The organism is Gordonibacter sp. RACS_AR68, from assembly GCF_030418485.1.
Lineage (GTDB): Bacteria > Actinomycetota > Coriobacteriia > Coriobacteriales > Eggerthellaceae > Gordonibacter > Gordonibacter urolithinfaciens.
Window position 1 is genome coordinate 248,991 of record NZ_JAIPUP010000003.1, and the last position, 25,197, is coordinate 274,187.

Annotated in this window: 22 protein-coding genes; 7 read left to right on the top strand and 15 right to left on the bottom strand. The window is 68.3% G+C overall.

Going from position 1 to position 25,197, the window contains the following annotated elements:
- Window positions 1–115: 115 nt before the first annotated feature.
- Complete coding sequence (gene serC / locus K9U15_RS08305; protein ID WP_096226706.1) at window positions 116–1,198, bottom strand: 3-phosphoserine/phosphohydroxythreonine transaminase; 1,083 nt, start codon at window positions 1,196–1,198, stop codon at window positions 116–118.
- A 359-nt stretch (window positions 1,199–1,557) separates the two neighbouring features.
- Between serC and K9U15_RS08310 the strand changes: the two genes are divergently transcribed.
- Window positions 1,558–2,460: a papain-like cysteine protease family protein gene (locus K9U15_RS08310; RefSeq protein WP_227153989.1), complete on the top strand. Its 903-nt coding sequence runs from the start codon at window positions 1,558–1,560 to the stop codon at window positions 2,458–2,460.
- A gap of 109 nt (window positions 2,461–2,569) precedes the next feature.
- Here K9U15_RS08310 and K9U15_RS08315 read toward each other — a convergent pair whose 3' ends face one another.
- The 6 genes from K9U15_RS08315 to K9U15_RS08340 form a co-directional block, all read right to left on the bottom strand.
- Window positions 2,570–2,779 carry a hypothetical protein gene (locus tag K9U15_RS08315; RefSeq protein ID WP_087190914.1) on the bottom strand — a complete coding sequence of 70 codons (210 nt, stop codon included), beginning with the start codon at window positions 2,777–2,779 and terminating at the stop codon, window positions 2,570–2,572.
- 73 nt (window positions 2,780–2,852) lie between these two features.
- Window positions 2,853–4,382, bottom strand: coding sequence for a cytosine/purine permease NCS1 family protein (locus K9U15_RS08320; RefSeq protein WP_096226709.1), 1,530 nt, complete (start codon window positions 4,380–4,382; stop codon window positions 2,853–2,855).
- 153 nt (window positions 4,383–4,535) lie between these two features.
- A complete protein-coding gene (locus K9U15_RS08325) occupies window positions 4,536–5,855 on the bottom strand; it encodes a GntP family permease (protein WP_015538693.1) in 1,320 nt (439 codons plus the stop codon).
- A gap of 72 nt (window positions 5,856–5,927) precedes the next feature.
- Window positions 5,928–6,671 carry a 4Fe-4S dicluster domain-containing protein gene (locus K9U15_RS08330; protein WP_015538694.1) on the bottom strand — a complete coding sequence of 248 codons (744 nt, stop codon included), beginning with the start codon at window positions 6,669–6,671 and terminating at the stop codon, window positions 5,928–5,930.
- Between the two features lie 4 nt (window positions 6,672–6,675).
- Window positions 6,676–9,273, bottom strand: a complete 2,598-nt coding sequence (locus K9U15_RS08335) for a molybdopterin-dependent oxidoreductase (protein WP_096226710.1) — start codon at window positions 9,271–9,273, stop codon at window positions 6,676–6,678.
- A gap of 335 nt (window positions 9,274–9,608) precedes the next feature.
- Complete coding sequence (locus tag K9U15_RS08340) at window positions 9,609–10,532, bottom strand: LysR family transcriptional regulator (RefSeq protein WP_015538695.1); 924 nt, start codon at window positions 10,530–10,532, stop codon at window positions 9,609–9,611.
- Window positions 10,533–10,812: 280 nt separating this feature from the next.
- Here K9U15_RS08340 and K9U15_RS08345 point away from each other — a divergent pair, with 280 nt between their 5' ends.
- Window positions 10,813–11,016, top strand: a complete 204-nt coding sequence (locus K9U15_RS08345; protein WP_015538696.1) for a helix-turn-helix transcriptional regulator — start codon at window positions 10,813–10,815, stop codon at window positions 11,014–11,016.
- On the top strand, window positions 11,013–11,429 hold the full coding sequence (locus K9U15_RS08350; protein WP_015538697.1) for a hypothetical protein: 417 nt from the start codon (window positions 11,013–11,015) through the stop codon (window positions 11,427–11,429). Before K9U15_RS08345 ends, K9U15_RS08350 begins: the two co-directional genes overlap by 4 nt.
- 99 nt (window positions 11,430–11,528) lie before the next feature.
- Here K9U15_RS08350 and K9U15_RS08355 read toward each other — a convergent pair whose 3' ends face one another.
- Complete coding sequence (locus K9U15_RS08355; RefSeq protein WP_096228547.1) at window positions 11,529–12,368, bottom strand: MBL fold metallo-hydrolase; 840 nt, start codon at window positions 12,366–12,368, stop codon at window positions 11,529–11,531.
- A gap of 390 nt (window positions 12,369–12,758) precedes the next feature.
- On the opposite strand from K9U15_RS08355, the gene K9U15_RS08360 reads away from it, so the two are divergent.
- The gene (locus K9U15_RS08360; RefSeq protein WP_227115312.1) at window positions 12,759–13,811 is read left to right on the top strand and encodes a PTS transporter subunit IIC; all 1,053 of its coding nucleotides are present in this window, start codon (window positions 12,759–12,761) and stop codon (window positions 13,809–13,811) included.
- 40 nt (window positions 13,812–13,851) lie between these two features.
- Here K9U15_RS08360 and K9U15_RS08365 read toward each other — a convergent pair whose 3' ends face one another.
- The 5 genes from K9U15_RS08365 to trxB form a co-directional block, all read right to left on the bottom strand.
- Entirely contained in the window at window positions 13,852–14,685 is an 834-nt protein-coding gene (locus tag K9U15_RS08365; protein ID WP_227115311.1) for a purine-nucleoside phosphorylase, read from the bottom strand.
- A 223-nt stretch (window positions 14,686–14,908) separates the two neighbouring features.
- Window positions 14,909–15,421 (bottom strand): L-2-amino-thiazoline-4-carboxylic acid hydrolase, encoded by a 513-nt coding sequence (locus K9U15_RS08370; RefSeq protein ID WP_123674050.1) that lies wholly within the window; start codon window positions 15,419–15,421, stop codon window positions 14,909–14,911.
- Between the two features lie 199 nt (window positions 15,422–15,620).
- The gene (locus K9U15_RS08375) at window positions 15,621–16,619 is read right to left on the bottom strand and encodes a HemK/PrmC family methyltransferase (protein WP_227115310.1); all 999 of its coding nucleotides are present in this window, start codon (window positions 16,617–16,619) and stop codon (window positions 15,621–15,623) included.
- A gap of 320 nt (window positions 16,620–16,939) precedes the next feature.
- Complete coding sequence (gene prfA, locus K9U15_RS08380) at window positions 16,940–18,013, bottom strand: peptide chain release factor 1 (RefSeq protein ID WP_238386225.1); 1,074 nt, start codon at window positions 18,011–18,013, stop codon at window positions 16,940–16,942.
- A 147-nt stretch (window positions 18,014–18,160) separates the two neighbouring features.
- A complete protein-coding gene (trxB, locus tag K9U15_RS08385) occupies window positions 18,161–19,135 on the bottom strand; it encodes a thioredoxin-disulfide reductase (protein ID WP_096226718.1) in 975 nt (324 codons plus the stop codon).
- Window positions 19,136–19,367: 232 nt separating this feature from the next.
- Here trxB and msrA point away from each other — a divergent pair, with 232 nt between their 5' ends.
- Window positions 19,368–20,762 carry a peptide-methionine (S)-S-oxide reductase MsrA gene (msrA, locus tag K9U15_RS08390; protein ID WP_301155892.1) on the top strand — a complete coding sequence of 465 codons (1,395 nt, stop codon included), beginning with the start codon at window positions 19,368–19,370 and terminating at the stop codon, window positions 20,760–20,762.
- 116 nt (window positions 20,763–20,878) lie between these two features.
- Here msrA and K9U15_RS08395 read toward each other — a convergent pair whose 3' ends face one another.
- Complete coding sequence (locus K9U15_RS08395; protein ID WP_123674047.1) at window positions 20,879–22,225, bottom strand: MATE family efflux transporter; 1,347 nt, start codon at window positions 22,223–22,225, stop codon at window positions 20,879–20,881.
- A gap of 184 nt (window positions 22,226–22,409) precedes the next feature.
- Between K9U15_RS08395 and K9U15_RS08400 the strand changes: the two genes are divergently transcribed.
- Complete coding sequence (locus K9U15_RS08400) at window positions 22,410–23,165, top strand: MerR family transcriptional regulator (RefSeq protein WP_123674046.1); 756 nt, start codon at window positions 22,410–22,412, stop codon at window positions 23,163–23,165.
- Between the two features lie 210 nt (window positions 23,166–23,375).
- Here the strand turns inward: K9U15_RS08400 and trxA are convergent, their stop codons facing one another.
- Window positions 23,376–23,684 carry a thioredoxin gene (trxA, locus tag K9U15_RS08405; protein ID WP_087190929.1) on the bottom strand — a complete coding sequence of 103 codons (309 nt, stop codon included), beginning with the start codon at window positions 23,682–23,684 and terminating at the stop codon, window positions 23,376–23,378.
- A gap of 429 nt (window positions 23,685–24,113) precedes the next feature.
- Here trxA and K9U15_RS08410 point away from each other — a divergent pair, with 429 nt between their 5' ends.
- Window positions 24,114–25,037 carry a patatin family protein gene (locus tag K9U15_RS08410; protein ID WP_087190930.1) on the top strand — a complete coding sequence of 308 codons (924 nt, stop codon included), beginning with the start codon at window positions 24,114–24,116 and terminating at the stop codon, window positions 25,035–25,037.
- The last annotated feature ends 160 nt before the right edge of the window (window positions 25,038–25,197 follow it).

Sequence of the window (25,197 nt, forward strand, 5' to 3'; positions counted from 1 at the left end):
ATTTTTATCCTTGAAGCACCTCAAACAGATGCCCTCTTTAGCAAACGCCTCTAGAAAAAGCGGCGCACCGTTTTCCGATGCGCCGCCCGCGACTCTTCTTCAAAGAGGAAAGCGCCTACGCATGATCTCGTTCGAACTTGTCCATGAAGGCCACGAGGGCCTCGACGCCGGCGCGGGGCATGGCGTTGTAGATGCTCGCGCGCATGCCGCCGACGCTGCGGTGGCCCTTCAGGTTCTCCAGGCCGGCGGCCTTGGCCTCGGCCACGAACGCGGCGTCGAGGTCGGCGTCGCCGGTGACGAACGGGACGTTCATAAGCGAGCGGTCGGCCTTCCGCACGGTGCCGCGGAAGAGCTTGCTCGCATCGAGGAAGTCGTAGAGCAGCGCGGCCTTCTCCTGGTTGCGCTTCTGCATGGCCTCGAGGCCGCCTTGGTCTTTCAGCCACTTGAACACCTTGCCGCAGATGTAGATGCCGTAGGCGGGCGGTGTGTTGTAGAGCGAGTTCGCGTCGGCCTGCGTCTTCCACTTCAGCATGGTGGGCGTGCCCTCCAGCACGTCATCCGTGATAAGGTCCTCGCGGATGATGGAGATGACCACGCCGGCCGGGCCGATGTTCTTCTGCGCGCCGCCGTACATGACGCCGTACTTCGTGATGTCCACCGGCTCGGACAGGAAGCACGACGAGACGTCGGCCACGAGGTCCTTGCCCTTGGTGTTGGGCAGCGTGTGGAACTTCGTGCCGTAGATGGTGTTGTTCTCGCAGATGTAGACGTAGTCGGCGTCGGGGGACACGTCCAGGTCGGAGCAGTCGGGGATGTAGGAGAACGTCTCGTCCTCGCTGCTGGCAATGGCACGGGCGTCGCCGTAGATCTTGGCTTCCTTGAAGGCCTTCTTCGCCCAAGCGCCGGTGATGATGTAGTCGGCCACGCGGTTCCTCATGAGGTTCATGGGAACGGCGGCGAACTGCTGCGACGCGCCCCCCTGCAGGAACAGCACGCGGTAGTTCTCGGGGATGCCGACGAGCTCGCGCAGGTCGGCCTCGGCGTTCTCGATGATCTCGCCGAACGGCTTGGAGCGGTGGCTCATCTCCATGACGGACATGCCCGAGCCGCGGTAGTCGAGCATCTCGGATGCGGCTTCGGCAAGCACCTCCTCCGGCAAGACGGCGGGACCTGCTGAAAAGTTGTACACCCTGGCCATGCGCTCCTTCTCTCTCTTCGGTTCCCCGGCCGGCCGCGCTGCAAGTGGCGCGCTGCGGCACGCAGGCCGGTGGCGGTTGGTCATGGGTGCATTGTACTATGCGCGCGACGCGTTTGCGCAGGCGGCGCGGAAAAGATCAGCGGGCGGCGCCGGTGGCGGGGAAGCCGCGTAAGGAGCTGCACACGTGTCGGTTCGCTGACTGATCGGCCATGCGCGGGAAACGAATGCCCCGATCATAGGCGGTAGCACGTACGGACAGCCTAAACTCCCTCTTCGCACCCTTAGAAACCACGGGCGCCGGACGCGGGCGAACCGCGCCGGCCCCGCAAGCTCGAGAACCTTTGGAAAGGAGGCGCGGCATGCCGTACCGTGGACTGCCCTACTTCGTCGCCGAGCAAGCGAGCACCGGCGGCCGCGTCGACCCGTACGCGTCCGAGCGGCACACCTTGCCGGACTGCGCGCAGGGCGTGCGCTACTCGTCGGCGCCGCGCAGCAACGAGCGGCGCGTCGTGTCCTACCGCGCCTGCGAAACCGTATGCCCTCCGCAGGCCCACGGTGCGCGGGTCGATGCCAAGCCCCTGATCACCGACGTCGAGCCCATGCGCATCCTGGCGGCGGTCATGCTCATGGCGGTTATCGCCGTGGGCGCGGCCTTCGTGGGCATCGGCGTCGCGAACGGCTTCACCGGCATCGTCGACAATGCCATCCTGACCGACGAGCCTGCTGCCACGACGAAGGCCACGCTCAGCGCGGCGCCATCGTCGTGGCAGCAGGGAACCGTGCCCCAGCTGTACCAGGTGGATCCCCAATGGGCCGATCGCCCCTACGGCTCGGGCACCATCGGCACGTCCGGCGCTGCGCCGCTCGCCCTGGCCATGGTGCGCATCGACCTCACGGGCGACGCCTCCGTGGGGCCGGTGGAGGTGGCCTCGACCGCGCAGCGCGACGGCTATGCCTACCAAGCCGACGCCACGGCGCTGCTCACCGACGGCGCGGCCGGGCTCGGCCTGACGGCACGTCCCGTAGAGGCAAGCGAGCCAGCCGTCAGGCGACAGATCAACTCGGGCTTCCCGGTCGTCTGCGCCGTGCAGTCCAGCGCATTCGGCAACGGTACCGCCTACATCGTGCTGACGGACATCGACGAGCGCGGCCGCCTTGTCGTGAACGACCCCGCGAGCGTCGACCGCACGGAGCGGCACTGGGACTTCGAAGAGATCCTGCCATCGAGCACCGGCCTCTGGGCCTACAGCGTGGCAGGCTAGCATGACGCAACGAAAGCCGCCCCCGAAATGCGGCGGCGGCTTTCGTTGCCAGGGCGCCCCCGCATTTCGGGGGCGCCTCGCGTTTGAGGGAGTTGATCGCGCCGAGCGCCTACGCTCCCGGAGCCGGCGGGGCGCTCGGCGGCTTCGGGGCCGCAGGCGGCGTGGGCGCGCCGGGAGCTGCCGGCATGGCGGGGACGCCGGGCGCCGGGGCGGCCTTCGCACCGCAGTTCGGGCACTCGTCGAGCTTCGGGTCGACTTCCGCACCGCATTTCGGGCACTTGACGGGGCCCATCCCGCTTACCGCTGGTCTGAAGCACATGGCTCTGTCTCCTTCTTCTGGTCGGTTTCTCTGTCGGTTTCTCTTCTTGCTCACGGCCGTGCGGCCGGGAACCTCATTCGGCCGCCGCAGCGGCATCCTCGCCGCGGGGTGCGGCGCCGGCCGCCGCCGGCGCTCCCTCGGCCCGCTCCCCCGCCACCGCGCCGCGCGCGGACTCGCGGGCGCGCACGCGACCGCGGGCGAGCCAGCTCAAGGCCACGTACAGGGCCGCGGTCATGGGCGCCGTGGTCACGAACGGCACGGCCACCGCGCCAGTGGCGTACAGCACGCCGTTCACCGCGCTCACGACGGCGATAGTGGCCACGCCGCGCCAGTTCACGCTTTCCACCTGGTCGAGCGGCAGGCCGCGCGAGCCTATGCGCATCGGCCCGCGCACGAGGTAGTAGTCGGTGACGAGCAGCACGCACCACGAGATGGTGAGGATGCTGCCGAAGCTCATGAACGCGTTCACCTGGTCCAAGATGCCGCCCAGGATGAACAAAAGCCCAATGGCGTTCGCCACCACGACGGCCGCGGGCCAGGAGAGCTTCACGCCGAACAGCGAGTCGAACAGGTTCGACACCGCGTTCGCGCCGCCGATGGAGTTCGACGTCTCCACCTTCATCTGCGACAGGCAGATGATGGCGAGCCCCACCCCGCCGGCCGCCAACACGAGCGACACGCCCGGGTTCGTGATGGCGGCATGCGCCGCGCCCGCGGCATCGTAGCCCATGGTGGAGAAGTACGCCGCCGACTGCTCGAAGCCGAAGTACGTGATGAGCGCGCCGAACAAATACGTGACCACGGCGAACAGGCTTCCCACCAGCGAGATGGGCACGAGGTCGCGCTCGCGGCGGGCGAAGCGCGTGAAGTCGGCGGCGAAGAGTGCGAGCAGCCCCGACGTCATGATGGCGTAGTTCACCCCGTAGGCGAATCCCTCGCCCACCTCCACGCCGGGGATGAGCACCCCGTGCGTGAGCGCGTCGCCCATCTGGCCGTTCGCGGCCACGAGGTACACCACGTAGCCCATGACGGCGAACAGCGCCACCACGAACACGGCGTTCATGCGCGCGATAGCCTTCGTGCCGAAGAGCGCCATGAGCACCCACACGCACGAGATGCCTGCGAACAGCGCCCAGCGCATCCACTCCTCGCTCCAGCCGAACGCGAACAGGATAGCGTTGCCCAGCTGTACCGTCCCCACTGCCAGAACACCTACCAGCAGGAATATCCACACGAGGGAGCCGGCGGCCGAGCCCTTCGTGCCGAAGATGTACAGGCGGCTGACCACGTTGTTGGGCAGGCCCTCGCGAAACGTGATCTTGCCCACCAGGTACGTGAGCACGAAGCTCAAGGCGAACGTGATGGCCATGGCCACCCCGCCCAGCTGGCAGCCCGCGTAGAACGCCACGATGCCGCCGCCCATGAGCTTGGAGAGGCTGGACACCACGCCCGAGAGGATGGCCGCGATGTCGGGCCACGCGAGCCGCGCCGCGTCGGGCACGCGCTCGAACAGCGACGCCTTCCCCGCCGCATCCGGCGCCCGCCCCCGAGCCGGCGCCTTCACCTCGTTGGGCGCCTTCCCGGCAACCGGTGTTTCCTTCATGATTGCCCCCTTTGTTAGAGGTGTGACGGGCGTGACAGAGGGACGGGGATAATGTCTCATTCCCCCTGCGCTTGCAGCAATCGAGGGACTTCGGAGAATGAGACATTATCCCCGTCCCTCTGTCACGCCCTCGAACCTGCGGCGTGCTCGGACCTAAACGATTCCGATGTTCGCCATCACTATCATCACGATCAGCGCGCAGAGCCCCGCGCCGATGGATATGGCCGCGATGTGCTTGTAGGAGTTCTTGTGGTTGAGCCCCATGGCCGCCAGCATGCCGAACATGGCGCCGGAGTTCGGCAGCGCGCCGCCGATGGTGGCCGACGTGGCGATGATCTTCGCGAGGGCGGCCGGGTTCACGCCCGTGGCCAGGTACGGGTCGAGGAAGTTGCCGGCGATGATGCCCACCGCGCCCGAGCCGGAGCCCATGACGCCGCCGAGCACGGCCGCCATGGTGGCGGCGGACACGTAGGTGCCGCCCGGCATGTTGAAGATGGCCTCGTAGATGACCGTGAAACCCACGGAGGCGGCGGCCACGGTGCCCACGCCCACGGCGGCCGAGGTGAACAGCGCAGGCCCGAGGGCCGCCTTGGCGCCGTTGCCCAGCACGTCGCGCTGGCTGTCGATGTGCTTGTGGAACAGGACCATGCTGGCCACGACGGCCGTCACCATGGCGATGTAGATGATGTTCGCCACGCCCAGCTGCGAGCCGACGATGATGATGGCGATGAGCAGCACGAGCGGCAGCAGCGCCACGGCGACGCCCGGCAGCGGCTTGTCGTCGGCCACCTCGGCCTCGCCTGCGGACGTCTCGTAGGTCTCGCCCTTGGCCTGGGCGCGCTTCAGCGCGAACTTGATGTACACGCACGACACCGCGATGGCGACGATCGAGCCCACGATGCCCATGACGGGCGCAGCGGTCAGCGACACGCCGCAGCCGTTCGCGGCGTTGATCCACGCGATGGCGGGCACGCCGGGAATCATGGCCATGGTGAACGAGCAGGCCGCGAGCGTCCAGGCAGCGCAGAACAGGTGCCACGGGATGTTGCACTCTTTGAACAGCGGTCGCGCCAGCGGAATGAGCGCGAACATGGCCACGAACATGGAGATGCCCGCGTAGGTGAGCACCGCGCCCACCGCGGCGATGCCCAGCAGCACGAGGTACGGGCTCTTGGAGCCCACCTTCCCCATGACGGCGTTCGCGATGGCCTTGGCCGCGCCCGACTTGTCCATGAACTCGCCCATGATGGCGCCGCCCATGAAGATGAGCAGGTTCTTCTGTACGAAGCCCGCGAGCCCCGTGACGTACGACGACTCGCCGCCCACCATGGCCGCGGCGATATCCATGCCGTTGGTGAGCGCGATGATGACGGCCGTGACGAGGGACGTGATGAGCACGTTCCACCCCTTCATGGCCGCGATGACGAAGAACACGAGCCCGACGACGATGCCGGCAACCCCAATCCATTCCATAGCTTTCCCCTTTCGTTGGTTTTTCGTTCCCCCGACTCCGGGAGCGCTCGCCAGAGCGCTCCCGGAGCTCTCCTACGCCATATCGTTCCTGGTCGCACGCATGAACTCCACCACGGTGCCGTGCTTCATGCGCAGCTCGTCGCGGCGGACGGTGCCCTCGTCGAAGGAGACGAGGTCCTCGGCGCCCTCGAAGAGCATGCCCAAGTCGCCGCGCTGGCGGTTGAGCGCGATGGCCTCCTCGGCGTCGTAGGGCACAAGCGGCTGCTTCTCGCGCGGGTTCCAGATCAGGAAGGCGGGACCCGTCGCGTCGGGCGCGGGCATGCCCTCGCAGAAGCGCACGTCGCCGTACTTCTCCACCAGCTCGCCGAGCGGGCCGAAGTCGAAGGCCCGCAGCGGGCAGCTCGCCGTGCACGCGGGCTGCATGCCCTCGGCCAGGCGATCGACGCACATGGTGCACTTGCTCATCTTCGTGCCCGGCTCGTCGGAGGCGAAGCGCGGCGCGCCGTAGGGGCACGCATCGTAGCACTTCCGGCAACCGTCGCACTTGTCCTGGTCGACGAGCACGGCGCCGAACTCGTCCTCCTTGTAGAGGGCGCCGTTCGGGCACGCCTTCGCGCACGCCGGGTCCTCGCAATGGCCGCACGGGAACGCCAGCGCGTGCAGGCGGATGTTCGGGAACGTGCCCTGCTCCCACTCGTAGACGCCCATCCACTTCTCGGCGCCCGGCTCGAGGCCGTTCCAATCCTTGCACGCGATGCTGCACGCCTGGCATGCGTAGCAGCGGTTCATGTCGAACATAAATCCGTACTGCGTCATGGTCCTACTCCCTTCCCTCTCCGAGCGCGGCCCGCAGGCCGAGCGCCGCCTTCGCCCCGCGCATGCCGCCGCGCTCCGCCTCCAGGCCGAAGCCCTCGGCGTCGCCATCGGCCAGCTTCTCCACTTCCACGAGGCCGGCCGTGATGAGCGCGCCCAGGATATGCGGCAGGTGCCCGTCGTCGATGAGGATGTTCGGCGTGCCGCGCAGGTCCTGGCCGTACTCGTTCATCTCGGCCGCGGTGCCGTCGGTCTGGTACCACGCGCCGTGGTGCACGGCGGCGGTGCCCGGCATCATGCGGTTCGTCACGTAGGCCGTGAGCACGGTCTCGCCGCGGTCGCTGCTCACGCGGCACAGGTCGCCGTCCTTGATGCCGCGCGCCTGGGCGTCCACGCCCGAGATCCACACGGCGTGGCGGTAGCAGTCCTCGCGCATGAAGGGGTTGTTGTCGTTGCTCGAATGCTGGCGGTAGATGGACACCGGCGACACGAGCGACAGCGGGTACTCCTTCGCCTTCGGGTTGTAGAAGCCGTCGTTCGAGGCCGAGCCGATGTCGCCCTCCACGTAGCTCGGGCTCCACACCGGCATGGGCTCGATCTGCCCGCGCCAGCGCGTTTCGGTCATGTCGTGGTCCTTCACGAAGTTCGACGAGAACTCGATCTTGCCGGTCGGGGTTCCGAAGGGGCTCTCGCCGCGCTCCATGAGGGTCTTGAACGGGTAGTACGGCACGTCCACCTCGGTGCGCACGACGGGGTTGGCGTTGAACTCCTCCCAAGTGGGACGGTGGTCGTACCCCAGGTACGCCATGACGGTCTCGTTGTCGGCCCACTCCTCGAAGGCCTCGCGGTAGATGGCTTCCTGCGCGTCGACCCAATCCTCCCAGGCCACGTCGGCCAGGCGCGGGTTGTAGCCCTGCACCACCTCGTCGCCCAGGCGCTTGGCGATCTCGGTCCACACCCACTCCTTCGAGCGCACCTCGCCGGGGAAGTCCACGCCGCGAGCGCAGAACGTGAAGTAGTTGCGCATGCCGTTCGGGCCGCTCACGAAGCGCTGGTGCCCGTACATGTACTCGTCCATGCCCTCGAACTGCCACACGGGCGCCGGAAGGATGATATCGCAGAGCTCTGCCGTGGGCTGGTTGAGATGCCACTGGAAGCCCCAGTTGAACTCGGTCGACGCCATGCCGGCGAAGCGCTTGTTAACGTTCGAGTGGTTGTTGGCGTAGTTGTTCTCGAATATGATCATCTGGACGTTCGGCAGCGGGGCGTCGTTCGTAGGCGAGCCGATGCGGTGGCGGAACTCGCTCTCGTCCATGCGGCCCTCCCAGTAGTCCTTCTGGCAGGCCAGCACCTCCGTCAGGCAGTTGTTGTTGAACAGCACCGGCACCCGGTAGTCGCCCGGGTCGCGCCCGAAGTCGGCGCGCGGGGCGGGCACGCGGCCGGGCGTGGGCAGGCAGGCGCCTGTCTGGCAGCCGCCGGCGCAGGCGATGTTGCCGGTCATGGCCTGCAGCAGCATGGACGCCGACGCGCTGTAGTCGCCCATGTGGCGCTTCGCGCACGAGTAGAAGTACTGCAGGTGCACCGGCTTCGTCGTGCCGTAGAGGCGCGCGAACTCGCGGATGGTCTCGGCCGGCACCGCGCAGATGGGAGCCGCCCATTCGGGGGTCTTCTTGATGCCGTCCTCGCCCTCGCCCATGCAATAGGCGCGCCATTCCTCGAAGCCCACCGGGTCGACCCACCGGTCCACGAACTCGTGGTCGACGAGGTCCTCCTCGTAGAGCACCTGGGCCACGGCCAGCATCATGGCCAAGTCGGTGCCGGGGCGGATGGGAATCCACTGGTCGGCCAGCAACTCGGCCGACTGGGTGTAGCGCGGGTCGATGACGATGGTCTTGCACCCGTACTCGTGCGCGAGCTGCATGTAGTACGAGGACGGCCCGAACCAGGCCACCACCGGGTCCATGCCCCACATGACGAAGAGCTTCGAGTTGAAGATGTCGGACGCCTCGAAGCCCGGCAGCGCCTCGGAGAGGCCCTTGGCCGTCTTGGACAGGTCCACGCCCAGGTGCAGCATCTCGCCCGCCGCGTGGCCGGACGTGGAGTGCTCGCCCCAAGCGCCGAAGCCGGCCTCCCACCAGGGCGCGAGCGGGAACCCGTTCTTCTCGAAGCTCGGGTACTGCGAGTGGAAGATGCCGTAGGGGCCGTACTTCCCCTTGATCTCCACCATCTTCTCTGCGATGGTGTCGAGCGCCTCCTCCCAGCTGATGGGGACGAAGTACCCGCGCCCGGCGCCCTTCTCCCCCACGCGCTTCATGGGGTGGAGGAGGCGCGTCTCGGCGTAGAGCTCCTTCTTCCACGAATGGCCCATGGCGCAGGGGCGCATCTGCACGTTGCCCTTCCAGATGTTCTCCCAGCCGCAGTCCTCGCGGCTGTCGTTTCGGTTCACCGAGTCGTCCGGCTCGATCGCCGTTATGCGGCCGTCCTTCGCGTGGCACTTCAGGATGCACGCGCTGTCCCAGCAGCCGTTCGCCGGGCACGACGTGTAGAAGATGCGCTCCCCTTCGCGTCGGGCGCGGCTGGCCTCGATGATGCCTTGCTTGTCCATCGCTCCTCCTTCTCCTATGCCGCCCCTCGTCTCCGGGCGGGGCGATGAAGGCAAGGTTAGACCCCGCGGAGGGCGTCGGCTGGGCACGCAGGCGGATTCGCCGTCACGATAGGAAGCAGGGGGTGTAAGGGGATGCTCCGGGAAGCGCTCGCTTACCGCCGCCGTAAAGCGACGTTGACGGCCGGAAGCGCCAGGCACGTCCGCGGACGCGCGGCTGGCACGGGGCGGTGCCGTCGGGACGGGCGAGCGTTAGGAGGCGAGCGCAGGCACAGCGGGCTCGGCAGCGCGGCGCACGGGCGGACGCCGCGGCACGCCTCCCCTGCTCGCAGGAAGCCCTACCCCCGCCCGTGGAAGTAGCCCGCGGGCACGTTGTCGCGGATGAAGTCCTTGAACTCCAGCGCCAGCGGCGATATGACCCGCCCGGTGTGCCAGGCCAGGTCCACCGGGTAGCGCATGGGGTCGGTATCGATTTTGAACCAGATGAGGCCCGGCTCGTTGCGGTAGCGCTCGGCCACGCACTCGGGAATGCTCGCCCACCCGAGCCCCGCCTTCGCGCCGTTCACCATGGCCTCGTGCGTGTCGAAGCGCGCCACCATGTTATGGTCGGTGAGCGACAGGTTGTAGCGTTCGCGGAAGTGGCGGTTGCCCACCATGTGGCGGCCCGAGTTCCACTCGTAGATGATCATGGGCCATTCGAGCAGCGTCTCGATTTTCACGGGCTGGGGCACGGAGTTGTAGGGCGGCCGGTCGGGCGCGCAGAACAGCAGGCGCTTGTAACCGAGCGTCTCGCGCGAGATGCCGTCGTCGAGCGGCTGGTTCTCCAGCAGGGCGAAGTCAAGCTTGCCGGATTTCAGCTTCTCCATGAGCTCGGGCTCGTAACCCGCGTCCAGGTGCACGAGCGCGTCGGGGTGCAGGTCGTGGAAGCGCTTGACCAGCGCCGGCAGCAGCGCCACGCCGTCGTTCATACTCATGCCCACCTCGATGGTGCTGTCGAAGTGCTCGTCGACCGCCGCGAGCTCGGCCGAGAGCGCGGTCTCCAACGTGGCGATCTTCTTGGCGAACTTCGTGACGATCTGGCCGGCTGCCGTGGGCACCACGCCCGTCGACGTGCGCACGTAGAGCTTCGTGCCGTAGCGCGCCTCTATGTTGGCGATCTTCTGCGAGAGCCCCGGTCGCGACATGTACAGGCGCTCCGCGGCCTGGGAAAGGCTCTTCGTCTCCGATATGACCGTGAAAATCTCTATGTCGTCCAGCAGCATGGGCCACGCCCCCTCGCACGCCTCGTCCTGCCATCCACGTCCTATGCGGCCTTTCAACCGGCCGCATTCGGCTAAAGCCGAATGGAATCCCATCATAACGAACGCGGGTGAATGCAAGCCGAAGGATTTTTTGACAGCCGCAGAAAAAAACATCGTCATCGCCCCCGCACCCGTCCTCCTTTTTATGGAAAGCTTACTTTACATTTCTTCCAGGCAGGCCTATACTGCATGGAAAGCTAGCTTTACATTGGCGACACCGGGAGAAAAAAAAGGGGCGCGCATGGAGAACCGTTTGGAGGAAATCCGCAAGGCGCGCGGCATCAAGCAAGAGGACCTTGCCACGGAGCTGGGTGTGTCGCGCCAGACCATCAGCTCGCTGGAGAAGGGGCGTTACAACCCCTCCATCCTGCTGGCGTTCAAGATCGCCCGCCATTTCGACCTGAGCATCGAAGACGTGTTCATCTACCGAGAGGAAGCGCAATGAACAACAAGCCCGCCGTTATCACCCTGTCGATCGGGGTGCTGTTCCTCGTGGCCACGCTCGCCTTCGCCTTCAACCTGGGCGGTGTGTCGGACGCGCTGCCCTTGGGCGCCCAAGCCGCCTTCGGCCTGGGAGGATGCGCGTTCGCCCTCATCGTGTGCGGCCTGTTCGCACTCGCCCACAAGCCCACGCAAAAAGAGCTCGTCGAACAGAACGACGAGCGCAACGTGGCCATCGGCAACTTGGCCGCGACGCGGGCGTTCACGCTGTTCTCCGTGCTCGTACCGGTGACAGCGCTCGTGCTGTGGGTGCTGGGCCAGGTAACCCTCGTCGGCATGCTCGTGTTCGTCGGCATCGAGGTAGTGGCCTTCATCGCCTACGTCGCGTTCATCGCGAAGGCGCAGAAGACCATGTAGGGCATGTCGAGAGCGGGGCGGGCGAAGCGCTCGCAGGGTGCAGGCGTTCGCACCGTTCCCCTTTTGCCAGCGTCAACGGCCGTATAGCGGCCACCTCGGTCAGCCCACGCTCACGAGCACGGATTGGAGGGCGGCCTGCACCGCAGCGGGATGACCCGCGCGGCGCACGACGGCGGCGAGGGATTCGGCGGGCAGGCGGTAGGTGTTGTTGTTCTGCGAGATATGCATGGCCACCACCTGCTCCAGCTCGTCGCATAGGAGCGCCTCGAGCTCGGCGGCGGCCTGGTCGTTGGACAGGTGGCCCACGTCGGAGCCCACGCGGCGCTTCACGGGATACGGGTAGGGGCCGTCGGCGAGCATCTGCACATCGTGGTTGCTCTCCAGCGCCAACAGCCGCGCGTGCATGAGGCCCTCGTGCGCCTCCCCCGTGACGATGCCGGTATCGGTGACGAAGCCCGCCACGTCGCCGCCGGCGCTCTCGAAGCGGAACCCGCACGACGAGGCAGCGTCATGCGAGGTGCGGAACACGTGGACGGCCAGGCCGGCAAGCGAGAGCGCATCGCCTGCGCGCAGGGACCGCACGTCATGCGCATCCTCGAGCGCGCGCACCTCGCTGCTGGCAGCGCGCACAGCGTCGTCCGCGTACACGGCCGGCTCGACGCCCTTCTTCGCCAGGCCGCGCAGCACCACGCCGAGGCCCTTCGTGTGGTCGGTGTGGTCGTGCGTCACGAGGATGGCCGCGAGCCTCGCCGGATCGAACCCGGCCTCGTCGCAGCGCGCGAAGAAGTCGCGCTTGCAGATGCCGCAGTCCACGAGCACGCCCGCGCCCGTGGCCGCGTCCTCCACCACGGCCGCGTTGCCGCGGCTGCCGCTGGCCAGCACGTGCAGGCGCAGCGTGCGCGCCCCACCGGGCACAGGAGTGCCGAGGCGTGCCTGCATCGCAGCCGGAACCGGCGCATCCGCCGCGCCGTCGGCCACCCGACGCGCCTCTATCTGCCGCCGCGAGAAGACCTCTTCGAAAACCATATCCACGCCTGCGCTCGCCCCTCCTGCCCGATCCCGCCCGGCTCCGTCCGCACCGCCATCCGGCCCCGCAGCCCCATCGCGCGGCCTCGCGGCCCTTCGGCCCTGTCGCTTCGCGTCGATTGTACCCGAAGCGCCCCTCGGCCGCGCGGGGACGCCGCAAACCGCACAGGCTCGCCGGAAATCCGCCGCAGACGGGCGCCGGCCGCGCTCCCGTCCCTCCCGCCTGCGGCTTCGTCTACCATGGTTCCACGAGAAATCCCGGTCAGAACCGCATAGCTCCGCTCGCGCCCGAAGGGGGACGGCATGCCCAAGCACTCCGTTACAGCATTTCTTGCACGCAAGGACATCGAGGTATCGTTCCAGCGCTACGCCATCGACGCGCTGTCGGCCATGGCCCAGGGCCTGTTCGCCTCGCTGCTCATCGGTACTATTCTCACCACGGTGGGCGACCTATCCGGCATCGGTTTCTTCAACGAGATCGGCACGTTCGCCAAGAGCGTGGCAGGGCCGGCCATGGCCGTTGCCATAGGCTACGCGCTGCGCGCGCCCGCGCTCGTTCTGTTCTCGCTCGCAGCCGTCGGCTACGCCGCCAACGCGGCGGGCGGGGCCGGCGGGCCCTTGGCCGTGCTGGTGATAGCCATCGCGGCCTCAGAGCTGGGCAAGGCGGTGTCGAAGGAGACGAAGGTGGACATCATCGTCACGCCCGCCGTCACCGTCCTGGCCGGCTGCGGGCTGGCGCTGGGCGTGGCGCCGTGGATAGGGGCGCTGGCCTCGTCGGTGGGCGGGTTCATCATGTGGGCCACCGAGCTGCAGCCGCTGTTCATGGGCATCATCGTGTCGGTGGTCATCGGCATCGCGCTCACGCTGCCCATCTCGTCCGCCGCCATCTGCGCGGCGCTTGGTCTGACGGGGCTGGCCGGCGGGGCTGCGCTCGCGGGCTGCTGCGCGCAGATGGTGGGCTTCGCCGTCATGAGCTTCCGCGAGAACCGCTGGGGCGGCGTGCTGTCGCAGGGCCTGGGCACCTCCATGCTGCAGATGGGCAACATCATGAGGAAGCCGCTCGTCTGGGTGCCGCCCATCGTGGCGTCAGCCGTCACCGGGCCGCTTGCCACCTGCGTGTTCGCCCTGCAGCAGAACGGCCCTGCCGTGGCCTCGGGCATGGGCACGTGCGGCCTCGTGGGGCCCATCGGCGTGTACACCGGCTGGGTGGCGGGCATGGAGGCACCCGGCGCGTTCGAGTGGGCGGGCCTCGCGCTGGTGTGCCTGGCGCTGCCCGCCGTAATCAGCTGGGCGGTATGCACCCTCATGCGCCGCGCCGGCCTCATCGCCGAAGGCGACCTCAAGTTGGAGGACTGAGGAGAGGGCGCAGGCTCCTCCCGCCGCGCGGGCACTTTCCCTACATGCGCTCCACGATGGCGGTGGCCAGGCGCGCGAAGTCGGCCTCGCGGTCGTGCGCCACGTCGAGCACCTCCTCGTCGGTGGGCGAGGCGCCCTCGATGCCGCAGGCCATGTTGCTCACCAGCGACATGCCCAGCACGCGCATCCCTGTGTGTCGCGCCGCGATGACCTCCTCGCACACGCTCATGGCCACCGTGTCGGCACCCCAGGCGCGGAAGGCGCGTATCTCGGCCGGCGTCTCGAAGCTCGGGCCGAGCAGCCCCAGGTACACGCCCTCCTGCACGCGGATGCCCAGCTCGCCGGCGGTCTCGCGCGCCAGGCGACGCAACGCGGGATCGTAGGCGTCCAGCATGGAGAAGAAGCGGAACGCGATGCCGTCGGGCTCGAGGCCCGCCACGGGGTTGCGCCCGGTGAAGTTGATATGGTCCTCGATGATGCAGAAGTCGCCCACACGGTAGCTCTCGTTGATGGCGCCGGCCGCGTTCGTCGCGAACAGCGTGTCCACGCCCAGCTCGTGCATGAGCCACACGGGGTAGGCCACCTCCTGGGCGGTGTTGCCCTCGTAACCGTGCAAACGGCCCTGCATGGCCAGCACGCGTTTCCCGCCCAGCATGCCGCACACGAAGCGGCCCACATGGCTCGTGGCAGTGCTCGTCCTCATATGGGGAACCTCGCCGTACGGTACGTAGACGGCGTCCTCGATCCGCTCGGCCAACGGGCCCAGCCCCGAGCCAAGGATCATGCCCACCTCGAGCCGGCGGTCGCCGATGCGCTCGCGCACGACGCGCGCGGACTCGGCAAGGTTCTCTTTCAACACGTTGCGCTGGGCCATTGCTGCTCCTTCAAGATAGAGGACGATAGCTACTGTTAGACGTATTCTAGCGCATGTCGGAGCGGAGCGCCGACCAAGGGAAACGCCGATCCATGCGGCGTTCGTCCATGCGCTGTCGGGCAAGGCCCCCGCCCTTGCCTCTCGACGGGTTAGACCGCCTCGGGTCAGTGGCAGGGCCTTTGCCCTACCCGACCGGTCGAACCATGTATCGGCCTTCGCTTCCCTAGCTCGTCGACGTCCCGTCGCGACGCACGTAGCGGATGGCGCAGCAGTCGTCACCGCGTGCGATGGTCTTGGGCAGGTCCAGCTCCACGCCGTGCGCCTCGCCGATGCCGCGGTCGCCGCACATGGCCAAATCGCACAGCCGGGAGATCTCCTCGTCGGTGCAGCCCTGCTTCTGCCACGCTTTCACAAGCGGGCAGTAGTGGAAGTCGATGGACAGCTTGTCGTCGGTGCTCTCCACCACCTTCATCTCGAACACGATCTGCGCACTCTTCGTGAACAGCACCTTCTTCAGGCCCTTCAGGCTCTTCGTGCCGCTCTTTTCAACGATCTCGGCGCCCTGGTACAGCCCGCAGCGCTTCACGGCATCGGCCGCGAACGCGTCGTCGGGCAGCCCGTGCTTGCGCGCCTCGTCCACCAGCAGGTAGAGCCACAGCGCCCGGTGCTCCAGCTGCTCGCGCACCTTCACGAACAGCGGGAACGTGTTCTTCGGCTCGTTGACGATCTTGCTCATGCGATCCCCTTCCCCTCACCAACGTGCAACCGCTCCATTATAGGCCCTCTCACCATACCGCAGCCCCCAACGGCGCCCCGACACGCGAATCGCCGTGCGGCGCAGGGTGGCCGCTCGCGCGAGCCGCATAGCGGTGGGAAGCCGCTCGCGCGAGCCGCGCCGGCCGCGGGCGAACCTTTCAGATGCGTACCGCCCGCAGCTAGGTTCGCGCGGAACGGCCCGCGAGCACGCGGGGGCGGCCGGCGAGGTCGGACACGGTGCGCACGTCCACGAAGCCCGCCTCGGCGGCCAGACGGGCCGCGTCGTCCAGGCAGGTCTCGTGCAGCTCGAAGGCGAAGCCTCCGCCCGGCTTGAGCGCACGGGCGCAGAACGCCAGCAGGCGGCGGAACACGTCGAGCCCGTCGGCGCCGCCGTCGAGCGCGAGCGCAGGCTCGTAGGCGGCCACCTCGCGCGGGAGGCCGGCGAGCACGGCTGTGGGCACGTAGGGCGGGTTCGACGCCACGAGGTCGAGCGCGCCCACGACCTCGGCGGGAAGCCCCTCGCCCAGGTCGCATTCGACCACGCTCACGCGCCCTTCCAGCCCGAGCGACGCGGCGTTCTCGCGCGCGAGAGAGACGGCCTCGGGTGCGATGTCGGTGGCGAAAACGCGCGCGAGCGGATGCTCGTAGGCAATGGAGCAGGCAATGCAGCCAGAGCCCGTGCACAGGTCCGCCACGAGGAGCGGTTCGGGCGCGGACGTCTCGGCGGGCGCCGGGGACGCCTCGGTGCAATCGGAGTCCGCGGCATCGGCCAGCACGGCCTCGCCCTCGGCGGGCGCCTCGGCCTCCTCGTCCTTCGCGCGCGGGCGCGGCGCCGGGGGCAGGAGCGCGAGCGCCTCGCTCACGAGCACCTCGGTCTCCGGCCGCGGGATGAGCACGCCGGGGCGCACGCGCACCGTGATGTGGCGGAACCCCACCTCGCCGGTGATGTACTGCAAGGGCTCGCCTCGGCCGCGGCGCGTAACGTAGCCGCGCAGCGCGTCGCGCTCGTCCATCGACAGCGGGCGCTCGAAGTTGGCGTAGAGCTCGATGCGGGACAGGCCGCACGCCTCGGACAGAAGCCATTGCGCCGAGATGCGCGGGCTCTCGTCGCCCTTGCGCTCAAGGTACCCGACCGTCCAGTCGAGCGCAGCCTTGATGGTCCAGATGTCGTTCTCCACGACCATATCCCCTTCGAACCGAATCTTGCAGGTACCGGAACCGCCCCCGTCAAGCCCCGCTTTGAAGCGAGCCTACGGTTTCTCGCGCTCCGAAGTCACCGTTTTGGCCGTTGTGAAGCCCGTTTTCGACGCGCAGCCCCACTGTGCCACAACCCTTCCGGAGAAGGCCAGGTCAAGCACATGTCGATTCTCGTCGTTCCGAGGCTCCGTCGAAAACAAGGCCCCTATCGCGGCGAAAAGGCTTCACCGCGGCCAAAACGGTGACTTCGGAGCGCGTTCTGCCGCATGCCGGCCGATGTGGGATACGGCCGAGTACGAGCTTACACAGCCGCCTCGAGCTTCTGCGCGCGGTCGGCAGCCTGCAGCGCAGTGATCACGTCGCCCAGGCCGTCTCCCAGAAGCACGCCGTTGTAGGTGCCGTTGTAGCCGATGCGGTGGTCGGTCACGCGGTCCTGCGGGCCGTTGTAGGTGCGGATCTTCTCCGAGCGGTCTCCCGAGCCGATCTGCGCCAGGCGCTCGGCGCCCTCGGCGGCCTGCTGCTCGGCCAGCATCTTCTCGTACAGGCGCGCGCGCAGCACGGCCATGGCCGCGATCTTGTTCTGCAGCTGCGACTTCTGGTCCTGCGACTGCACCACCAAACCGCTCGGCAAGTGCGTGATGCGCACGGCCGAGTCGGTGGTGTTCACGCACTGGCCGCCCGGGCCGCCGGCGCGGTACACGTCGATGCGCAGGTCGTTCTCGTTGATGTCGACCTCCACCTCGTCGGCCTCGGGCAGCACCGCCACGGTGGCCGTGGACGTGTGGATGCGCCCCTGGCTCTCGGTCTTGGGAACGCGCTGCACGCGGTGCACGCCGCTCTCGAACTTCATGACCGAGTACACCTTGTCGCCCTTGACCTTGAACTGGATCTCCTTGAAGCCGCCGGCCTCGGAGGCCGACACGTCCATGGTCTCGGTCTTCCAACCCTGCGCGCCCGCGAAGCGCTCGTACATCTTGTAGAGGTCGCCCGCGAAGATGGCGGCCTCGTCGCCGCCGGCGGCCGCGCGGATCTCCACGATGATGTCCTTGTCGTCGGCGGGGTCCGCCGGGATGAGCATGAACTTGATATCCTCCTCGAGCGCGGGCAGGCGTGCCTCGATGCCGGCGATCTCCTCTTGGGCGAACTCCTTCATATCGGGGTCCGCGAGCATCTCCTTGGCCGCCGCCAGGTCGTCGGAGGCCTGCACGTACTCGCGGGCCTTCTTCGCCAGCGGCCCTTGGCTCGCGTACTCCTTTGCCAGCCGGTTGTACTCCTTCTGGTCTGCGAGCACGGCCGGGTCGCCCATGCGCCCCTGGAGGTCCTCGTAAGCCTGGATGATCTTCTCGAGCTTCTCTCGCATGTCCGTTTCCTGCATGGGATATGTCCTTCTTGAACGTGGTTGCGCGGCGCTCGCCCCGCGCGCGGCGAGCGCCCGGTGCACAAGGCACCGGGCGCCGTTACGGTAACTGGTTCATGATATCAGAGAGCGGCGCAAAGCGCAGCCCCTCCTGCGGCGCCTCCCCTAGATGGCCAGGTACTCCGCAGCCTCCTCGGCGCACAGCGCCCCGTCGGCCACGGCGGTGACCACCTGGCGCAGGAACTTCGTGCGCACGTCGCCGGCCACGTAGACCCCGGGAACCTCCGTCTCGCCCGACTCGCCGGCCACGATGTAGCCCGTCTCGTCCGTCGTCAGCGCACCGGCCAGAAACTCGGTGTTCGGCTCGGTGCCCACGGCCACGAACAGGCCGTCCACGGCGATGTCGCGCTCCTCCCCCGTCTCGAGCATCTCAACGCGCACGCCTGCGAGCGCGCCCTCGTCGGCCACGAGCTTGCGCGGCACGGCGTTCCACACGAACTCCAGGTTCGGCAGGTCCTCCAGGCGCTTGTGGTAGATGGCGGTGGCGCGCAGCTTGTCGCGGCGGTGCACCAGGTACACCTTCTTGCAGATGCGCGAGAGGTAGATGGCATCGCCCGCAGCCGTGTTGCCGCCGCCCACCACCATGACGGTCTTGTCGCGGAAGAAGTTGCCGTCGCACGTGGCGCAGTACGACACGCCGCGGCCCTGCAGCTCCTCCTCCAGCTCCAGCCCCAGCTTGCGCGGGCGGGCGCCGGTGGCGATGATCACGCTGTTGGCGCGGTACTCGTTGAACGCGGTCTTGAGCACCTTCGGATTCTGGGTGAAGTCCACGCCCAGCACCTCCTCGCCCACGTTGCGCACGCCGAAGCGGTCGGCCTGCTGCTTCATGGAGAAGGCCAGCTCGAAGCCGTTCGTGCCGTCGGGGAAGCCCGGGTAGTTCTCCATGTGCTCGGTCTGGGCCAGCTGCCCGCCCGGCGCGATGCGCTCGAACAGCACGGTCTCCAGCCCGGCGCGCGCAGCGTAGAGCCCGGCCGTCAGCCCGGCGGGGCCGGCGCCGATGACGGCGACGTCGATGGCCTTCTCCTGCGCTCCGTCCGCCTTGCACGCGGCGGACGTGTCGTTGTTGGGTTCCTCTGTCATGGGAAGCCTCCTATCGCGGAACCTTTGCTTTGCATCCAGTATAGGGCTCGTCGCCTAATTGTCACAAGATCGGCACCACTTTACGCCGAATAAGCAGGATTCGGTTGGCGAACCGTCATGCCGCGCCGGGCCCCGCGTGCTCAACGCGTGCGTGACGGTTTCGCGAAGGCGGCGCCGCGCGCCCGCAGGGCGCACTACCATGGATGCGACCAAGCGAGGAAAGGAACGTTCCATGGACGCTGAGAACACGAACCACCCGGCCGGATCGTCTCCCGCACGCAGCGCGCACCCGCACGGCGCGTCGGCTGGCGGCCCGCACCCGCACAAAGGCGAGCAGGCGGGTGCGGGCCGCCGCGGCGGGACGGATGGCGAGGACCTGCACACGCTCTACCTGGCCGGCGGCTGCTTCTGGGGGCTCGAGGCGTTCCTGAAGCGCCTGCCCGGCGTGCGGCGCACGGTAGCGGGCTATGCTAACGGCTCCACCGAGAATCCCAGCTACCGCGACGTGTGCAACTGGAACACGGGCCACGCCGAGACGGTGGCCGTGACCTACGACCGGCGCATCCTGCCCACCGACGTGCTGCTCGACGGCTTCTTCGAGGTCGTGAACCCCACGAGCCTTAACCGCCAGGGCAACGACGCGGGCACGCAGTACCGCAGCGGCATCTACTGGCAAGACGAGGCCGACTTGCCCGCCATCGAGGCGGCGCTGCGCCGCCAGCAGGCGCGCTACACCGAGCCCATCGTCACCGAGATCGAGCCTCTCGACGGCTTCTACGCAGCCGAGGACTACCACCAGGACTACCTGGGCAAGAACCCGCACGGCTACTGCCACATCGACCTGGCCGCCGCCGAGGCGTTCGCACGGCGCATGGGGCTTGCGGAAGGGCAGCCGTGCATCCAGTTCGACGGCCTGTGCGAATCGCCCGATGATCCGGCGGTGATGGGCGCCATCCCCGGGGCCGGGGCCGATGCGCCTGGAACGCAGGGCACCTCTGCCGGCGAAGCGCGCAATCCGGGCGACGCCGGCGCGGGCGGCGCGGACGATGGCGCGGACGATGCCCTCGGCGCGCCTTCAGCCGACGGCCCCGGCGCCCCAGGCGCTGCCGGCCCCCTCGACGCGGCCGGCGTGGCCGACGCCATCCGCGCGCAAGGCTACGCGGCGCCGCCCGACGAAGAGCTGCGCCGCGCCCTCTCGCCCGAGCAGTACCGCGTCGTGCGAGAGGGCGCCACGGAGCGCCCGTTCGCCCACCCTTACGACCGCACGTTCGAGCCGGGCATCTACGTGGACGCGACCAGCGGCGAGCCCCTGTTCGCCAGCGCGGACAAGTTCGACTCCGGCTGCGGCTGGCCCGCGTTCTCGCGCCCCCTCTCGAAGGACGTGGTCACCGAGCATCTGGACCGCAGCTTCGGCACCCTGCGCACGGAGGTGCGCAGCCGCGCGGGCGATGCGCACCTGGGCCACGTGTTCACCGACGGCCCCGCCGAGGCGGGCGGGCTGCGCTACTGCATCAACGGCGCCGCCCTGCGCTTCGTGCCGCTCGAGCGCATGGACGCCGAGGGCTACGGCTACCTCAAGCCCCTCGTTGAGCAGCAGGAGGCCAGCCGCATGCCGGCCCTCCGCTGACCGCCCCCTCCGGCCCGCACCGATCGCATGCCGACCAGAGCCGGCCCGGGTCGTACGACAGCACAGCCCGGGTCGGCCAGCGCGCGGCAGCCTAACCAGGTCGTGCGCAGCCGCTGCTAGCAGCCCTCGCCCACCGGCTGCGGGGCCGGGGCGGCCTGCGCGGCGCGCCTCCGGTGCCGGTAGCGCAGCAGCGCCCCGGCCGCGCAGGCCAGCATCATCTGCACGATGGTCACGGAGAACCAGATGCCGTCGACGCCCGCCACCCGCACGATGCCGAACACCACCAGCACCACGAGCACCGCCTCGCCGTATACGATGGCGTTCGAGGCGCGGGCGTCGTCCACCGCGTAGAAGTACGACGTGGACGCGTGCGTGAACCCGTAGAACACATACGCCATGGAGAAGATGGGCAACGCGTACGCCACGATGGCGGCCGTCTCGGCCGACGAGCCGAACACCAGAGGCACAAGGTTCCGCAGCAGGTACATGGCCAGAAGCCCCAGCGCGCCCAGCGAGATGGTTATGAGGTAGTTCGTGTTCCTGAACCGCCGCACGCCGTCGGCATCGCCCGCGCCGTAGTGCTTGGAGATGAGCGGCTGCGAGCCGTCTCCCACGCCCTGGATGAGCATCTGGATGACGCAGGCGGTGTAGGACACCACGGCGTAGGCCGCGAGCGCCGTCTCGCCGCCGTAGGCCGACAGGTTCACGTTGATGGCCACCACCGTGGCCTCGGGCAGCAGCGTCAGGCCGAACGGCGCCATGCCCAGCTTCAGCGCGTGGGCGACGATCTTGCCGTCCGGGCGCAGGTCGGCCCGCGCGATGCGGTTTTTCCTCAGCAGGAAGAACGCGAGCACCGGCACGAACGCCGCAGCCTGCGACACCGCCGTGGCCGCGGCGGCGCCGGCCGTCCCCCAGCCCATCAGCATGACGAACACGTAGTCCAGCACCACGTTCATCAGGCCCGCGAACACCTGCACCGCCATGGCGAAGCCCACGCGCCCCTGGTTGCGGATGAGCGGCGTGCATCCCGTGACGAAGATCTGGAACGGCACGCCCCACGCGATGACGCTCGTGTACGCCACGGCCTGCTCGAGCGTGCCGCCCTGGCCTCCCAGGAGCCGGCAGATGGGCTCGGCCGCGAACAGCAGCAGCGCCATGACAGGCAGTGCGGCCGCCAGCAGCATGACGAACGTCGTGCCTACCGCGCGCCGCGACTTCGCCTCGTCGCCCGCGCCGCGCGCGATGGACGATATCACGCCGCCGCCCATGCCGATGCCCGTGCCCACGGCCATGACGAAGGCCACGAGCGGGAACGCCACGTTGATGCCCGCGACGCCCGCATCGCCCACCGCGTGACCCACGAACATGCCGTCCACGATGCTGTACACGCTGGCGAGCGTGAACGTGAGCATCGTGGGCAGGATGTAGCGCAGGTACTCTTTCAACATATTCTTCTTGATCATGGTTTTCCACTCCGCCGGTGCTCTACCGCGCCCCCAAGGGGCACCCCCTCCGCCAACGCCTCGCTGCGCGGGCGGGGCTTGTCTTGGCCATTGCCGCATGATACTCTAAACCTTAAAGCGACTTTAAGGTAAAGGGGCGCCCTGCCCACCTCCCCCAAATCTCCAAACGGAAAGGGAGCGCGTCATGGAACCCGTGCTGTACGATATCAAGGACGCGGCACGCTACTTGGGCGTGGCACCGTCGACGCTGCGCTACTGGGAGCGCGAGGGGCTCGTGCGCGCCGGCCGCAACCGCGGCAACGACTACCGGCAGTACGCCCTGCACGACCTCATCGACGCGAGCGAGATAGCGTTCTACCGTCGCCTGGGCGTGCCGGTGCGCGAGCTGGCGGGCTACCGTACGCTCTCGGCACGCGACCTGGACGACGCACTCGACCGCACGGCCCGCGACGTGGAGCAGCGCATCGCCGAGCTGGAGGCCATGCGGGCCCGCCTGGCGCGGCAGCGTGTCCTGAACGCACGGGCCGAGGAGCTGGAGGCGGCGGGCATGCGGCCCGGCGCGCCGGGCATCGCCCGCCTCGACGCCATCGACTACGCCGACCCGGCCCTTTGGCCCCTGCTCGTGGACGAGCCCTGGCGCTTCGCCGTGCTCGTGGACGCAGCGGACCCGGGAACCGTGTTCGAGATGGTAGCCGACACGCCCACGCGCGCAGGCGCCGTTTGGGAGCGGGATGCGCCGGGCGCCGGGGAGGGGCGCGAGTGCCTGCTGCTGGTTGACCCGGACGACCCGAACCGCAGCAACGCCCCCGCACTGTTCGCCGAGGCGGCCCGGCAGGGCCTCGAGCCGCGCCTCGCGGTTGGCACCTACCTGCTCACCGCCGTCGAGGAGGGCCCGCACGCGGCGCGCTGGGACTACTACCGCGCCTGGGTGCTGGGCTGACCGCAGGGGCGCACGAGCGGCAGGATGCGTGGGGGAGGGAGACAAGGGGACGGGGATAACGTCACATTCCCAAGCGATTAACGAGATCCGAGGACTTCAAAGAACGTGACGTTATCCCCGTCCCTTTGTCTCCCTTTGCCTCCCCGAGCACAAGGAAGCGCCGGCTGCCCAAGGCGGCCGGCGCTTCCGGGAACCTGCGGCGAGGCGGCGCTAGGCCAGCATCGACAGGATGTTCTGCTTGGGCTGCACGCCCACAGCCTGCTTCTTCACCTGGCCGTTCTCGAACACGACGAGCGTGGGCACGCTCATCACGCCGTACTTCTGGGCGATGTCGGGACTCTGGTCGATGTCAAGCTTGTAGACGGACGCCTTGCCGGCCTGCTCGGCCGCGATCTCGTCGATGGTGGGCGCCAGCATCTTGCACGGGCCGCACCACGTGGCGAAGAAGTCCACCAGCACGGGACCCTGCGCGTCGAGCACCTTGGACTGGAAATCGGAAGAAGAAACGACCTCGCTCATGTAAAGCCTCCTTATAGTCTCGGCCGCTCGCACGGCCCTGCTCGCGGTGCCGCGGGCACCGTCTCTCGCGGCGCCCGGCGGGCGCGCGATCAGTTTGTTCTGCCCGTATTGTAAACGCCTTCGCTCAACTGTGCATCTAATTGTTACGGTTTAGGGCATAAAACTTGGGTTTCCCGACATTTTCGCCCCGCGAACGGCCGATCGCCGGCAGGGCGCTCCATGGTTACTTCACAGATGCGGGAAAAGGGCTGCGGCCGCCGTCCCCTCGGCCGGAGAAGCGGCGTGCCCGCCCTCGTGCAGGGCGCTGCGAGCGCGACCGGTCCCGGCCAGCTGGCAAGGCGAACGGCGCCTCCCGATTAGGCTACAGCGCGTGCCGCCGTTGGGGCCGCTGCGCTATAATAGGACGCGAGCACGCAGAAAGGATCCCGCATGAGCGACACGACCGCACGCCTCCCCCGCACCGACCCCCGCGACCTCCACGAGCCCGCCTGGCGCGGGCATGCCGTGACGCCCGTCGACCTCGTGCTGGAGGGCGGGGCCATGCGCGGCCAGTTCACGGCCGGCGTGTTGGACGCCTTCATGGACCGCGGGCTGTTCTGCGAGCGCACGGTGGGCGTGTCGGCGGGCGCGCTCTGCGGCTACAACTACGTGGCCGGCGACGCGGGCCGCTCCTGCTACCTCAACGTGAAGTACGCGGGCGACTGGCGCTACCTTTCCCTGAAGAGCTTCGTGCGCACGGGCAACGCCTGCGGGCGCGACTTCGCCTTCAACGTGATACCCAACCAGCTGGAGCCCTTCAACTACGCCGCCTTCAACAGCTCGCCGATGCGCCTCGTGGCCGTGTCGAGCGACCTGGACTCGGGAGAGGCCGACTACCATGAGTTCTCCGACGCCCTGGCCGACGTCGACTACCTCATAGCCTCGTCGTCCATGCCGCTTGTGAGCCAGATCGTGGAGGTGGACGGCAAGCACCTGCTGGACGGCGGCACGTGCGACAGCGTGCCCGTGATCTACTCGCTGCTCACCGGCCCCGCCAAGCGCATCGTGGTGCTCACGCAAGCCGAAGACTACCTGAAGGGCCCGAACAAGCTCATGGCGCTCCTGCGCCAGCGCTACGCCGACTTCCCCTTCTACGTCGACCGCCTGCAGCATCGCCACTACGAGTACAACCGCCTGTACCGGGCCCTGCCCTGCCTGCACGACGAGGGCCTCCTCTTCCTCATCCGCCCGCCGGAGCCCGTCACGGTGTCGAGCATGGAGAAGGACCAGGCCAAGCTCATGGCCCTCTACGAGCAGGGCTACGCCGAGGCCCTGCGCGCCTGGCCCGCGCTCGAGCGTTACCTGGCAGGATAGCAGCCGGGCCGCCTCGGCGATCACGGGGATGCGCAGGCGAGATCGGCGTGATGCGCGACCACGCCGCAGACAACGAGGCGGAGCGCGTCGCAAGCCCCGGGGTGCCGCTGCGCCCGGCACGCAGACGGCGGGGTAGCCGTGCCGCAGGTGATGCCCCGTC